Origin of the sequence: Williamsia sp. MIQD14, assembly GCF_051025635.1 — a bacterium.
In the GTDB taxonomy this organism is placed as follows: Bacteria; Actinomycetota; Actinomycetes; order Mycobacteriales; family Mycobacteriaceae; genus Williamsia_A.
The window spans coordinates 1,601,084-1,614,430 of record NZ_JBPFDG010000001.1 but is presented as its reverse complement, the minus strand read 5'-3'; the positions used below and the strand labels follow the sequence as shown (position 1 = coordinate 1,614,430).

13 protein-coding genes, 1 tRNA gene and 1 other RNA gene are annotated in these 13,347 nt (G+C 68.9%); 3 read left to right on the top strand and 12 right to left on the bottom strand.

From position 1 onward, the window contains the following. Window positions 1–7: 7 nt before the first annotated feature. From ACQ7HM_RS07230 to ACQ7HM_RS07210, 5 genes are all read right to left on the bottom strand, one after another. Entirely contained in the window at window positions 8–343 is a 336-nt protein-coding gene (locus ACQ7HM_RS07230) for a YbaB/EbfC family nucleoid-associated protein (RefSeq protein ID WP_434215655.1), read from the bottom strand. Window positions 344–392: 49 nt separating this feature from the next. Next, window positions 393–728 carry a hypothetical protein gene (locus ACQ7HM_RS07225; RefSeq protein WP_434215518.1) on the bottom strand — a complete coding sequence of 112 codons (336 nt, stop codon included), beginning with the start codon at window positions 726–728 and terminating at the stop codon, window positions 393–395. 121 nt (window positions 729–849) lie between these two features. After that, window positions 850–1,764, bottom strand: coding sequence for a pseudouridine synthase (locus tag ACQ7HM_RS07220; protein WP_434215517.1), 915 nt, complete (start codon window positions 1,762–1,764; stop codon window positions 850–852). Between the two features lie 6 nt (window positions 1,765–1,770). Then, window positions 1,771–2,208: an SRPBCC family protein gene (locus ACQ7HM_RS07215; RefSeq protein ID WP_434215654.1), complete on the bottom strand. Its 438-nt coding sequence runs from the start codon at window positions 2,206–2,208 to the stop codon at window positions 1,771–1,773. Window positions 2,209–2,325: 117 nt separating this feature from the next. Next, the gene (locus tag ACQ7HM_RS07210) at window positions 2,326–2,829 is read right to left on the bottom strand and encodes an OsmC family protein (RefSeq protein ID WP_434215516.1); all 504 of its coding nucleotides are present in this window, start codon (window positions 2,827–2,829) and stop codon (window positions 2,326–2,328) included. A gap of 182 nt (window positions 2,830–3,011) precedes the next feature. Between ACQ7HM_RS07210 and ACQ7HM_RS07205 the strand changes: the two genes are divergently transcribed. Together ACQ7HM_RS07205 and ACQ7HM_RS07200 are read left to right on the top strand one after the other, a co-directional pair. Beyond that, window positions 3,012–4,415, top strand: coding sequence for an FAD-binding oxidoreductase (locus ACQ7HM_RS07205; RefSeq protein ID WP_434215653.1), 1,404 nt, complete (start codon window positions 3,012–3,014; stop codon window positions 4,413–4,415). Further along, a complete protein-coding gene (locus ACQ7HM_RS07200; RefSeq protein ID WP_434215515.1) occupies window positions 4,415–5,740 on the top strand; it encodes a class I SAM-dependent methyltransferase in 1,326 nt (441 codons plus the stop codon). Before ACQ7HM_RS07205 ends, ACQ7HM_RS07200 begins: the two co-directional genes overlap by 1 nt. A gap of 30 nt (window positions 5,741–5,770) precedes the next feature. Here the strand turns inward: ACQ7HM_RS07200 and ACQ7HM_RS07195 are convergent, their stop codons facing one another. The 5 genes from ACQ7HM_RS07195 to ffs all read right to left on the bottom strand — a co-directional run bounded on the left by ACQ7HM_RS07195 (window position 5,771) and on the right by ffs (window position 12,133). Further along, on the bottom strand, window positions 5,771–7,981 hold the full coding sequence (locus tag ACQ7HM_RS07195) for a DNA polymerase III subunit gamma and tau (protein WP_434215514.1): 2,211 nt from the start codon (window positions 7,979–7,981) through the stop codon (window positions 5,771–5,773). Between the two features lie 20 nt (window positions 7,982–8,001). Next, window positions 8,002–9,345, bottom strand: a complete 1,344-nt coding sequence (locus ACQ7HM_RS07190) for a glycosyltransferase 87 family protein (RefSeq protein ID WP_434215513.1) — start codon at window positions 9,343–9,345, stop codon at window positions 8,002–8,004. 55 nt (window positions 9,346–9,400) lie between these two features. Further along, on the bottom strand, window positions 9,401–10,681 hold the full coding sequence (locus ACQ7HM_RS07185) for a glycosyltransferase 87 family protein (protein WP_434215512.1): 1,281 nt from the start codon (window positions 10,679–10,681) through the stop codon (window positions 9,401–9,403). A gap of 1 nt (window position 10,682) precedes the next feature. After that, window positions 10,683–11,978, bottom strand: coding sequence for an aminotransferase class I/II-fold pyridoxal phosphate-dependent enzyme (locus ACQ7HM_RS07180; RefSeq protein WP_434215511.1), 1,296 nt, complete (start codon window positions 11,976–11,978; stop codon window positions 10,683–10,685). Window positions 11,979–12,038: 60 nt separating this feature from the next. Beyond that, an RNA gene (gene ffs, locus ACQ7HM_RS07175) (signal recognition particle sRNA small type) lies at window positions 12,039–12,133 on the bottom strand. A gap of 97 nt (window positions 12,134–12,230) precedes the next feature. On the opposite strand from ffs, the gene ACQ7HM_RS07170 reads away from it, so the two are divergent. Continuing rightward, a tRNA-Ser gene (locus ACQ7HM_RS07170) sits at window positions 12,231–12,319 on the top strand. 41 nt (window positions 12,320–12,360) lie between these two features. Here ACQ7HM_RS07170 and ACQ7HM_RS07165 read toward each other — a convergent pair. Next, on the bottom strand, window positions 12,361–12,774 hold the full coding sequence (locus tag ACQ7HM_RS07165) for a DUF3761 domain-containing protein (RefSeq protein WP_434215510.1): 414 nt from the start codon (window positions 12,772–12,774) through the stop codon (window positions 12,361–12,363). Window positions 12,775–12,929: 155 nt separating this feature from the next. Beyond that, window positions 12,930–13,334: an NUDIX hydrolase gene (locus tag ACQ7HM_RS07160; RefSeq protein WP_434215509.1), complete on the bottom strand. Its 405-nt coding sequence runs from the start codon at window positions 13,332–13,334 to the stop codon at window positions 12,930–12,932. Window positions 13,335–13,347 lie beyond the last annotated feature (13 nt).

Here is a 13,347-nt window from a genome sequence, read left to right as displayed (position 1 = left end):
GGGCCTGTCACTGACCGATGCCGGGGCCGCCGAATCCGGGCAGCCCACCGCCCAGACCGCCGAGGCCACCGGCCAGCGGACCCATGGTCTGCGAGGCCAGGGCGTCGCGCTGGGCCGCGAGATCGGCCAGCGCGCCGACGACGAGATCCTGCAGCGTCTCGACGTCATCGACGTCGACCACCTTCGGGTCGATCGTCACACCGGTCACCTCACCGGTGCCACTACCGGTCACGGTGACCAGGCCGCCGCCGGCCGAGCCGGTCAGCTCGGTCTCCGCGATCTGGTTCTGCGCGGCGAGAAGCTGCTCCTGCATCTTCTGCGCCTGCGCCAACAGTCCTGCCATCGGGTTCTCGGGATCCACGCGCTCCAGAGTAGTGGGCGCGACGGCGTGGTCAGCGCAGCAAACGCTCGACGTGCTCGGCGATCTCGTCGAGGGTCACGCCATCGGCGGCCTCGGCATCGAACGACAGGACGTCGGTGCCCCCGAAGATCCGCGACGCACGGGCGGTGAGCGCGAACTCGAACCGGTCGCCGACGCGACGCCACTGGGTGATGCCATCGGGGACCGGAGCGCTCATACCGGTGCTGACCTGGTACGTCGGCGCCGTCGTGGTGACCTGGGTCAGCAGGTCGCGCTGGATCTGGAAGCAGTCGCTGCTCTCGGTGTCGAGGAAGACGACGGCCTCGAACGCCAGATCGGCGATGCGGTCGTACGACGCGACGATCATCGGACCATGGTCGCACCCACCGCGCCACGACGGCCGACCCGACGCGAACGAGGGCCCGACCGGCGCACATGACGGCCCCACTGCGGGTGGGGCGGGGTCGGTCGGGGTCGGGGGTCAGGGGTCAGGGCCGGCGGTCGGTGGTGAAGGTGCGGGTCCGCCCGGTCAGGGGGTCGTCGAAGGTCAGTTCGGCTGCGACGAGCCGCAGGGGGCGGGAGAAGTCGCCGCGGGTGGGACGGGCGGCGAGGTCGTCGTCGATCTCGGGGTAGAGCGGATCACCGACGATCGGGGTACCCAGACCGGCCATGTGCACCCGGAGTTGGTGGGTGCGGCCGGTGATCGGGGTGAGCCGGTAGTCGACGAGTCCCTCGGCGCTCGCCTCACCGGCCACCTCGATGCGACTGCGTGCGTTCACCTCACCCGCGACCACGCGTGCCCGCAGGTCCGTGGCGTCCTTGACGATGTGGTCGGCGATCTCGACGGGCATCGCCACCCGCGGCGGCGGTGCGACCGCCCGATACACCTTGTGCACGCGTCGTTCGGCGAACAACCGCTGGTAGGCGCCCCGCACCTCGGGTCGCAGGGTGAACAGCAGGACGCCCGCGGTCAGCCGATCGAGTCGATGCGCGGGACTCACCGCGTCGTCGTCGAGGAGACGGCGCAGGCGGACCAGGGCGGTCTCGGTCACATGACCGCCCCGAGGCATGGTCGAAAGGAAGTGCGGCTTGTCGACCACCACGATGTCGTCGTCGAGGTGCAGGATCTCGAGTTCGAACGGAACCGGAACCTCGAGGGGCAGGTCGCGGTACAGATAGAGCGGCAGCAGCGCGGGTACCGTCTCGTCGGCGGCCACCGCCCGACCCGACCGGTCGACCACCTCACCGCCGTCGAATCTGGCCATCAGGGCCGCATCGTCGATCTCCGCCGGCGCGCGAGCGGCGCGCACCGCATCGAAGGCCCGGCCGGCGGTCCGCGGCACCACGCGGGTGGCATCGACACCTGCGCGCGCCGGAAGCGGCCGGGGTCGCCGGCGGGGCATCGGGTACTACGTCTCGAGCCGCGTCTTCAGGTTGCCCAGCAGTGCGGCCTGGATCCGGTTGAGGCCCTTGGGCGCGAACGTCTTCTCGAAGAACCCTCCGATACCGCCGGCGCCCTGCCACTGCGTGGTGGTCGACACCTTGGACCCCGGGCCGGCGGGCGTGACGGTGTAGGTGGTGACCATCGTCGAGTTCGCGTCGGTCTCGGTGATCGAGTTGCCGCCGGTGGTGACGGTCGCCTTCACGTTGCGTGAGCGCTTCTTGGTGGCCTGCAGCGTCCACTGCGCGACGGTCCCGGCGCCGGCCGAACCGCTGACCACCTGGTAGTCGAGGTACTGCTCGGGCAGGATCTGCGGACGGACCACCGTGTAGTCCGACAGCGCCGAGAGCACCGCATCGGGTGCTGCGTTGATGTCGATCGACTGGGTCGCCGAAACCTGTGCCACGAAACTCTCCTCGTTGTCGATGTCCGCGACGATGCGCGGATGGTCACCGGACACGTTACGGACGATCAGCCCCCGCCGGAGGCGGGACCTCATGCCCCTCGCCGGAGGCGGGACCTGTTACCCCCGTCGGATCGCGACCGGCGCGGACCCGGCGAGGGTGCGGGCGACCACGCAGTAGCGCTCGGTGAGTTCGAGCAGCTTCGCGACCTTGGAGTCCTCGGCGTCGGTGTCGAAGGTGAAGGTCAACGCGATGTCGGTCATCCCGACGGGCACGTCGCGGTCGATGCCGAGGGTGCCGCGGGCGTCGAACGCGCCTTCGGCACGCACCTGCGCGTTGCGGATGTCGAGCGACATCGCCGTCGCGACCGAGCGGAACGTCACGCCGGCACAGGCCACGAGGGCCTGCAGCAACATGTCGCCCGAGCAGGCCTCGCTGCCATCGCCGCCGGTCGTGGGGTGCAGACCTGCGGTGATGGGTCCGGCCCAGGTGTCGACGGTGCAGGTGATGTCACCGTCGGTGAACGTCCCGACGGCGTGCAACGGCGCGAGGGCGGCCTCGGGCTGTTCCTTGTACTTGTCCTTCAGCGGCTTCTGCAGTTCGCGCAGTGCGGTGGCATCCATGCACCAATCGTGGCACGCGGCGGATGCGTGTTCACCCACACGCCATGAGCTCGTGTCCGGTGGCTGGTTGGCGGGGCGCAGAGCGGAGTCCTAGTCTCATCGGGATGACTTCAGACACAGCGACGGGTTCGGCCGGGGAGTTGAGGCGACAGCCATCGCGCGCGGGGTCGAACGGCAGCGAGATGGGGCCCGAGGCCTTCGCCCGAGGTGTCGAGACACTTCTCGCGAGCTATCGCGCGATCCCCGACCACGCCACCGTCCGGTTGGCGAAGAAGACCTCCAACCTGTTCCGGCGTCGCGAGAAGAACCCGTACCCGGGGCTCGACGTCTCCGGCCTCGACCGCGTGATCTCGGTCGATCCCGAGGCGATGACCGCCGACGTCGCCGGGATGTGCACCTACGAGGATCTCGTCGACGCGACCCTGCCCTACGGTCTCGCGCCGCTGGTGGTCCCGCAGCTCAAGACCATCACCCTCGGTGGCGCCGTCACCGGTCTCGGCATCGAGAGCACGTCGTTCCGCAACGGGCTGCCGCATGAGTCGGTCCTCGAGATGGACATCCTCACCGGGTCGGGCGAGATCGTCACCGCTACGCCCACCAACGAGAACGCGGATCTCTTCCACGGTTTCCCGAACTCCTACGGGACACTGGGATACAGCACCCGGCTCCGTATCGAACTCGAGCGCGTCGACCCGTTCGTCGAGCTCCGCCACCTGCGGTTCACCGACATCGCGACGCTGCAGGACACGATGGACCGCATCATCACCGACGGCAGTCACGACGGTGAGGTCGTCGACTACCTCGACGGCGTCGTGTTCACGGCGACCGAGGCCTATCTGACACTCGGTCGTCGCAGCGCGGTCGAGGGACCGGTCAGCGACTACACCGGGTCCGACATCTACTACCGCTCGATCCAGCACGCGACCGCCTCGACGCCGATCCACGACCGTCTCACGATCCACGACTACCTGTGGCGGTGGGACACCGACTGGTTCTGGTGCTCACGGGCTTTCGGCGCACAGAACCCGCGGATCCGTCGTCTCTGGCCGAAGAAGCTCTTGCGCAGCAGTTTCTACTGGAAGCTGATCGCCCTCGACCACCGTTACGACATCGCCGACCGGCTCAACGCCCGCAAGGGTGAGCCGCCGAACGAGCGTGTCGTGCAGGACATCGAGGTCCCCATCGAACGCACCACCGAGTTCATCGAGTGGTTCCTGGACACCATCCCGATCGAGCCGATCTGGTTGTGTCCCTTGCGTCTCCGAGCCCAGAGCGCATCGAACGGGTCGGGGTCCGACCGGCCGTGGCCGTTGTACCCGCTGGAGCCCGACCGCACCTACGTCAACGTCGGGTTCTGGTCGGCGGTGCCGATCCAGGAAGGCGCCGTCGAGGGCCGCGCCAACCGGCTCATCGAGGCCAAGGTCTCCGAGCTCGACGGCCACAAATCCCTGTACTCGGACGCGTTCTACGACGAAGAGCAGTTCGACGAGTTGTACGGCGGAGACGCGATGAGGCGTCTGAAGAAACAGTTCGACCCGGGAGCTCGGTTCCTGGATCTCTACGCGAAGGCGGTGAAGCGTCGGTGATGGCGAATCACGGAACATCCACCAGCGGCGGTTCGCCGTCGATCATCTCGGCACCGAAGATGTCGCTGGCCGAGATCGTCGAGGCGATGGCCGGAGGTGACCTGCAGGTGCGGGTCACCGCGTACGACGGCAGCGCCGCCGGACCGGCCGACGCCCGGTACGGCCTCGATCTGGTCACCCCGCGCGGCACCACGTATCTGGTGACCGCCCCGGGCGACCTCGGGATGGCGCGTGCCTACATCTCCGGCGATCTCGATCTGAAGGGGAGTCCGCCCGGCGACCCCTACGACGCCCTGAAGGCGTTGTCGGCCAACGTGAGCTTCTCCCGACCGAGCGCGATCACGCTGGCCAACATCACACGGTCGCTGGGACTCGAGCACTTCAAGCCGATCGCCCCGCCCGTACAGGAGGCGCAGCCGCGGTGGCGTCGTATCGCGGAGGGGTTGCGGCACAGCCGGACTCGTGACGCCGAGGCGATCCATCACCACTACGACGTGTCGAACACGTTCTACGAGTGGGTTCTCGGTCCGTCGATGACGTACACCTGCGCCTGCTTCCCCGAGCGCGACGCGAGCCTGGAGACCGCGCAGGACAACAAGTACCGCCTGGTGTTCGACAAGCTGGGCCTCAAGCCGGGTGACAGGTTGCTCGACATCGGTTGCGGCTGGGGCGGGATGGTTCGTTACGCGGCACGCCAGGGCGTGTACGCGATCGGCGCGACCCTGTCGGCCGAGCAGGCCGACTGGGCGCAGAAGGCCATCGCCGAGGAGGGACTCGCGGAGTTCGCGGAGGTCCGCTTCAGCGATTACCGCGACGTCACCGAGACCGGATTCGACGCGGTGTCGTCGATCGGTCTCACCGAGCACATCGGTGTCCACAACTACCCCTCGTACTTCGGGTTCATGCGCGACAAGTGCAAGCCCGGCGGGTTGATGCTCAACCACTCGATCACCCGCCCCGACAACAAGGGCAAGCACAAGGCGGGCGCGTTCATCGACCGCTACGTGTTCCCCGACGGGGAGCTGACCGGATCGGGCACGATCATCGCCGCCATGCAGGACGCCGGCCTCGAGGTGGTGCACGAGGAGAACCTCCGCGAGCACTACGCGATGACGCTGCGCGACTGGAACCGCAACCTGGTGGCCCACTGGGACGATGCCGTCGCCGAGGTCGGCGAGTCGACCGCACGCCTGTGGGGTCTCTACATGGCCGCGTGCCGAGTCGGCTTCGAGCGCAACATCATCCAGCTGCACCAGGTGCTCGCGGTGAAGCTCGACGAGAACGGCGGCAACGGACTCCCCCTGCGACCCTGGTGGAACGCCTGACCCGACCCCGCGGGTTTAGCAACCGGCGGGTCAGGTGCCGTCGATGGGGCGGGCGCCGAGTTCGGAGACGAGCAGCGCCATGGCGACCTGTTCAGGATCCATGCGCGGGTCCGGTTCGCTGTCGCGGGCGTCGGCGATCATCTCGTCACGATCGGCGTCGGTGAGGTCCTCGTCGGCGACCGGTGGCGCCGGTTCCGGGGATGGTTCCTCGGGCGGCGGTGGCTCGTCGGATGATCCGGCCACCGCGGCGTTCGACCCACTGCGCCCGCCGCGACGCGTGTAGGTCGTCTTGTCCGCGGTGCCGCCCTTGCGGCCGGGACCCGTCGGGTCGTTCACCGTCGCCGCCGACGCCGCGTCGTTCGCCATGTGCACGCAGCGCATCGACCACTCGCCGCCGAACACGTCGCCCATAGCGGCGCTGATCACCGTCTGACCACGCGGTTCGGACAGTCGTGCCACCAGTGGTGCGGCGTCGTGGCTGATCACGAGCGTCGAGCCCTCGACAGCGCGCACCGTCGCGGCCGAGAGCATCACCTGGATGATCTTGTCGCGCTCGCCGATCTTCGCGCGCACGTCGGCCCACCTCGCCCGCACGGTCTCGACATCGACCGCGGCCGCTGCGGGTGCCTCGGCCGCCGCGGGTTCGGGCTCCACCGGCTCGGGCTCGGGCTCCGGCTCGGGTTCGGGTTCGACGGGTTCGGGTTCGAGCAGGGGCGGTTCGGGCTCGAGCTCGGCGGCGGGCTCGTCGACCACCTCGGGCTCGGGCTCCGGTTCCGGTGCGGGCTCGACGACCGCGGGCACGGACACCGGTTCCACCGGTTCCACCGGCTCGGGCGCCGGGGTCAGGTCAGGAACAGCAGGCTCGTCGGGAACGGCCGCGATCGGCTCGGCAGCCGGCGCCGGGTGGGTGACCGGGGGCTCCGGTTCGGGCTCGGGTCGCGCTTCCGGCTCGACCTCCCGACGCTGCGAGGGACGGACGAACTTCGATCCCGCGTCGGTGTCGGCGGGGGCGGCGGGCGGCCCGGCGGGCCCGGGCACCACCGAGGGTGCGGGCGCTCCGACCTGTGCCGCGACCGCGGGTGCGCCGCCGGCGAGCTGCGCCTCGATGCGCTCGATGCGTTGCAGCACAGCCGATTCCGAATCGGACGCAGAGGGCAACAGCATGCGCGCGCACATCACCTCGAGCAGCAGACGCGGCGAGGTGGTCCCGCGCATCTCCCCCAGCGCCGCGTGCACGGTCTCGGCGAAACGGGTCAGCGTGGCCGGGCCGATGCGCTCGACCTCGGTGCGCATGTGTTCCACCTGGTCCTCGGGGACCTCGACGAGCCCGCGCTCCACCGCATCGGGCACGGCCTGCAGCAGGATGAGGTCGCGGAACCGTTCGAGCAGATCGACCGCGAACCGACGCGGATCGTGGCCGGCGTCGACCAGACGCTCGACCGCCCCGAACAGCGCGGCACCGTTCGACTCAGCCAGGGCGTCGACCGAGTCGTCGATCAGGGCGACATCGGTCACGCCGAGCAGCGCCAGTGCGCGCTCGTAGGTCACGCCCTCGGGTCCGGCGCCGGCCAGCAGCTGGTCGAGGACACTCAGCGAGTCACGCGGCGAGCCACCTCCGGCGCGGATCACCAGCGGGAACACCGGCGGCGCGACGGTGACGTCCTCCTTCGCGCAGATGGACTCAAGCAGACCGCGCATCACGGCGGGCGCCAACAGTCGGAAGGGATAGTGGTGGGTGCGCGACCGGATGGTCTGCAGCACCTTCTCGGGTTCGGTGGTCGCGAAGATGAAGATGAGGTGCTCCGGCGGCTCCTCCACCACCTTCAGCAGCGCGTTGAAGCCCGCGCTCGAGACCATGTGCGCCTCGTCGATGATGAACACCCGGTACCGCGACGAGGCCGGGGTGTAGGAGGCGCGGTCGCGCAGCTCGCGGGTGTCGTCGACGTTGCCGTGGCTCGCGGCGTCGAGCTCCATCACATCGAGGTTGCCGGGGCCGCCGGGCGCCAGCGCGACGCAGGAGTCGCACACACCGCACGGTGTCGAGGTGGGACCCTCGACGCAGTTCAGCGACCGGGCGAGGATGCGTGCCGACGACGTCTTGCCGCAGCCGCGCGGACCCGAGAACAGATACGCGTGGTTGATGCGGCCGGAATCGAGTGCCCGACACAGCGGCTCGGTGACATGTTCTTGCCCGACGACGTCGGCAAACGTAGCTGGTCGATACGTCCGGTACAGGGCCACGCGAGAAAGACTACCGGCGCCTACCGACGGGCCGAGCGCCCACCGACAGCACTGTCCACAGGCTCGTCGGCGACGTCACCCGCCGCCCCACGCGTCACGGTCGCGCGCCCACCGATCAGGTACGCGCCGACGGTCGCGATCGCGGTGACCAGCAGGACCCACAGGTAGGGCTGCGCCCCGAACCACCGGAACCAGCCGGGCACGGGGTTCATGAACAGACCGATCCCGTAGAACGGTCGCAAACCCAGGGCGCCCTCGGGCACGAAGAACTTCCACACGAACGTCGAGAGCACGAGAGCCACCGGCAGGACGATCAGCGCCACCGCGCGCACGTACGCCTCCCGCGTCCAGGCCCGCAACACGAGATCGACCGTCACCACCAGCAGGGGCACGAACCACACCCAGTGGTGGCCCCAGGAGAACGGCGACACCGCCGTCGTCGTCATACCCGTCAGCGACAACGCGAGAACGTCGTTGCCGTGGCGATGCGCGAGCGCCGCGGCGCCCAGACCGAGGGCGGCGACGACGACCACCGCGAGCAGCCACAGCGCCGTGTTCGGATCGCGCGTGCCGAACACGTGCGCGATCGCGCCACGCAACGACTGGTTCGCCGGGTTGCGGACGTCACCGACGCGCTGGGAGTCGAAGACCTTGTCGGTCCAGAACATCCACGACTGCCGCGGGATCACCACCACCCCTATGAGAACCGTGAGGATCCCGCTCGCCACGGCCACCGCAACCGCCCGCCACGAGCGGGTGAGCGCCAGGAAGAACACGAAGAACGCGGGGGTCAGCTTGATGCCTGCGGCGAGCCCCACCCCGAACCCGCGGAGTCGACTCCCGCCCGGCCGCAACAGATCCCACATCACGATCGCCATGAGGAAGACATTGATCTGGCCGTACCAGATGGTGGTGCGCACCGGCTCGAGCAGCAGCGCGACCGTCACCAGCGACGCCGCCACCACCACGAGCCGCGCATCGAGACGGTAGCCGAGCGCCCGGAAGCTCGCGACCACCACGTAGAACAGCGCGATCACCACCAGCGCCGACCACGCCGCGACGGCGACGTCCTTGCTCACCCAGGCGAGCGGCTGCATCACCACCGTCGAGAACGGCGTGTAGGTGTAGTCGAAGTGACCGAGCACCGGTCGGTCGTAGATGGGCCGGCCGTGCAGGAGGTGCTGGGCGCCGGCGCGATAGACCCGGAGATCGGCCTGGTTCTGGAAGAGCCCGAAGACGTGGGCGCGGAACGGGATGTAGCGATACTGCAGATACAGCGCGACGGCGGCGACGGCGACAGGTATCGCGTAGAGGGCGGGGTGTCGCGGGAGGGCCCTCCCGGTCACCTCGCGGTCAGACGACATCGCTCGCGCGGCCACATGTACTCCCGAACTCGATCGACACGGGGGTCGTCGATCGTCAGGAATGATATCCATCGTCGGCGAGCGCTCGGGAATCGAACACGGACATCCGAGCCGGTAGCAGGATCACCAGCGTGGTCACCGCGGCGACGACGAACACCCAGTTGTAGGGGTCGAGGGTGAACCACCGGAGCCACTCGACGCCGTGCTTGAAAAACAGTCCCGTGTAGCGGGCGTCGGGGTGGGTGTCGCCGACGAAGGTCATCGGGCCGTCGATCACCGTCCGCCACGCGAAGGTCACCAACAGCAGGGCGACGGCGGCCGCCGTCGCCACGACCGCGATCATCCGGGTTTTCGCCGCGAGCGCGTGATGGACGAGGATGACCCCGAGTGGCACCACCCACACCCAGTGGTGGCCCCACGACATCGGCGACACCGCGCACGACGTCATCCCCACCAGCGTGAGGGCCAGCAGCTCCTGCCCGTGTCGGTGTGCGACCACCGCCGCCCACAACCCGAGGCCCACCGCCAGCAGTGCGAGCACCAGCCACGCGGCGGTCGAGGGACTCTCGGTGCGGAAGTAGTTGGCCAGGGCCCCGCGGATCGACTGGTTGCCGACGGTGTCGGGAACCCCGACGCGATTCGAGTCGAAGAACGTCCCCGTCCAGTACTGCCAGGAATCGCGGGGCATCACCACGAACGCCGCGACGATCGTCCCGACGAACCCGATCATCACACCGATCGCGGCCCGCCACCGACGCTGCACCACCAGGTACACCACGAAGATCAGCGGGGTCAGTTTCACCCCCGCGGCGATGCCGGTGCCGACCCCGTGCAGTCGCGAGCCGTCGGCCCGCAGCAGATCCCACAGGATCACCGCCATCAGGAAGATGTTGACCTGCCCGAACCAGATGGTGCTGCGCACCGGCTCCAGCAGCGCCGCCACCAGCACCAACGACACCGCGATGACCCGCAGGCGCGGCGTGATCGGGCGGCCCAGCACCCGGAACGACAGCGTGATCACGAGGTAGAGCGCGACGAAGATCGCGACGGTCCACACGATGCGGGCGGCGAGGAACGACATCCACGCGAACGGGGTGAACACCACCACCGACACCGGGGCGTAGGTGTAGTCCATCTGCCCCAGCAACTTGGCGTCGTAGAGGCGGCCGCCGTCGAGGACGGTGCGTGCCCCGGCGCGGTAGACGTCGAGGTCGAGCTGGTTGTCGAACAGTCCCCAGAACGGGACGTCGTACCCGATGATCAGGTGCTGGACGTAGACGGCGAAGATGCCGAGGGCACCGAACCCGGCGACGATCAGCGTCCGGCGCGCGACCACCTCAGGACGTCGAGTCGGGAACCGCACCCACCGCGAGCAGCTTGTCGGCCGCGGCGAGCAGCACACACGTCGCGACGCCGTCCATCGCCGTGACCAGTTCCTCGGTGCCGGGGAAGGTGGGCGCCAGGCGGATGTTCCGGTCGTAGGGGTCGCGCTTGTACGGGTAGGTGGAACCGGCCGCGGTCAGAGCGATGCCGGCCTCCTTGGCCAGTTCGATCACACGCGCGGCGGTGCCGTCGATGACGTCGAGGCTGACGAAGTAGCCGCCGTCGGGCTCGGTCCACGACGCGACCTTGGAGTCACCGAGGCGGTCGGACAGGATCTGGGCGACGAGCGCGAACTTGGGCGCCAGCAACTCCCGATGCCGGGCCATGTGGGCGCGGACGCCGTCGGCGTCGCCGAAGAACATGAGGTGGCGGAGCTGGTTGACCTTGTCGGGTCCGATGGAGCTGATGCCGACGTGCTTCTGGTGCCAGGCGATGTTCTGTTGCGACGACCCGAGGAACGACACCCCGCTGCCGGCGAAGGTGATCTTCGAGGTCGAGCCGAGCACGTAGGGACGGTTCGGGTTGCCCTCCTGCTCGGCGATCTCGAGGATCGGCACCGGCGGCGGGAAGTCCTCGGTCAGCGTGTGCACGGCGTACGCGTTGTCCCAGTACACGCGGAAATCCGGTGCCGCTGCGGGCATGGCCATCAATCCGCGGACCACGTCCTCGCTGAAGGTGACCCCGGTCGGGTTGGAGAACGTCGGGACCGCCCAGAGACCCTTGATGGTGGGATCGTCGGCGACCAGGGCGGCGCATGCGTCGACGTCGGGGCCGTTGGGCAGCATCTCGACGGTGACCATCTCTATGCCGAGGCTCTCGCAGATCGCGAAGTGGCGGTCGTAACCGGGTGCGGGGCACAGGAACTTGACCGGATCACGGCCCCACGGACCGTCCGAATCCGGTGTGCCGTGCAGCATCGCGAACACGGTCAGGTCGTACATGATCTCGAGGCTCGAGTTGTTCGCCGCGATCAGCTGCTTCGGCGGGACGGCGAGCAATTCGCCGAAGATCTCGCGCAGGCCCGGCAGGCCGGCGGTGCCGCCGTAGTTGCGGCAGTCGGTCCCCGAGGGATCGGTGTGGGTGTCCCCCGGCAGCGACAGCAACCCGTTGGAGAGGTCGAGTTGATCGGGTGACGGTTTCCCGCGGGTGAGGTCGAGCGTCAGCCCCGCGGCCTGCAGCGTCTCGTAGAGTCCGGCCAGCTCGTCACGGGTGGTACCCAGTTCGGCGGCACTCATCGAGTGGTAGTTCACGCTGGCCTTTCGCTGACGATCTCTTCAGGTCCGACACCACCGCGCCGTGGTGGACACATAAAAAGAGGATCCCGCGCACCCGAGAGAGCCCGTTGACCCTTGCTGCCTTCCGGCCCTGGGGGAGTTCACAGGATGCACGCCGCGCGGGATCCGAGGTCGAGTGTAGACGGTGGGGCACCACCGGCTCCAACCCTCGCGCCGATCGGGCGGCTTTTTGGTGGTCACCGCGCCCACGGCTACTATCGCACCACTGGAGGATTCGCCTAGTGGCCTATGGCGCTCGCCTGGAACGCGGGTTGGGTTAACAGCCCTCAGGGGTTCGAATCCCCTATCCTCCGCCAGTCAGACCAGGTCCCGCCGCCGAGTGCGGCGGGCACACGGGTCAGCTGCTGCCGAACAGGATCAGCGGGCCGAGGGCCGCACTGCCCAACGCGAGTCCGCCGATCGCGAAACTCCCGAGAATGATGGCTGTCGGATCGCCGCCGGATGCGCTCGAACCCGAACCGTTGTCGATACCGCCGTGGTTCGAGCATGCGCCCTGCCGCGTCTCGGCGTGGCTGTATGTACCGTCCTCACAGCGGATGCCGGTCGGCGAGGAATCCGGTTCGGGGATACAGGATCCGCGAGAGTTCTCGTAGTAACCCGACCCGCAGCCGTCGCTGACGGTGTGGGCAGGACCGGGATCGGCGTGGGCCACGGTCGAACCGGTCGCCAACGCCCCGGTGAACATCGCAAGGGTCAGTGTGCCCGTGGCAGCAACTGCGGCGAGGGCTCGCCGCATCGTGATGGTCCGCATCGGGCGATTCTCGAACGTCGCGAGCCACCCGACCGAGATACGCGCCGAACTCATCCGAACAGCCGACGCCCGTACACACACGTCACCACTGGGCGTCGGCGCGGACAATGTGCACGTGCCACCGCTGAGCGGTGACGGTTGTGTACGCGAGCGGGTCAGTCGCCGCCCAGCAACAGCGGGAACACCGCCTGGGTGAGCAGGGGCGCGACATCGGCACGGTCCCCGTCGAACGGCGCGAGCCACCGCACCTCGTCGATCTCCGCGGCCGCACCGGGGATGTCGACCCAGCCGTGGGTGAAGACCGAGGCACGCAGGGTGTGTCCGTCCTCGTTCGCCGCAGGCGTCGCGAAGACGCCGAGATCGGTCAGCCGCGCCGGGTCGAGAACGGCACCGACCTCTTCGTGCACCTCGCGGATCGCCGCCTGCGCCGCCGACTCCCCGGGCTCGGGTTTGCCGCCCGGGAGCATGAACCGCGACGTCCCGCGTTTGCGGACCGTCAGCACACGCCCCGCGGAGTCGCGGATCACCACCGCACTCACCACGATCAGCCGCTCGGTCACACGAACGAGACTA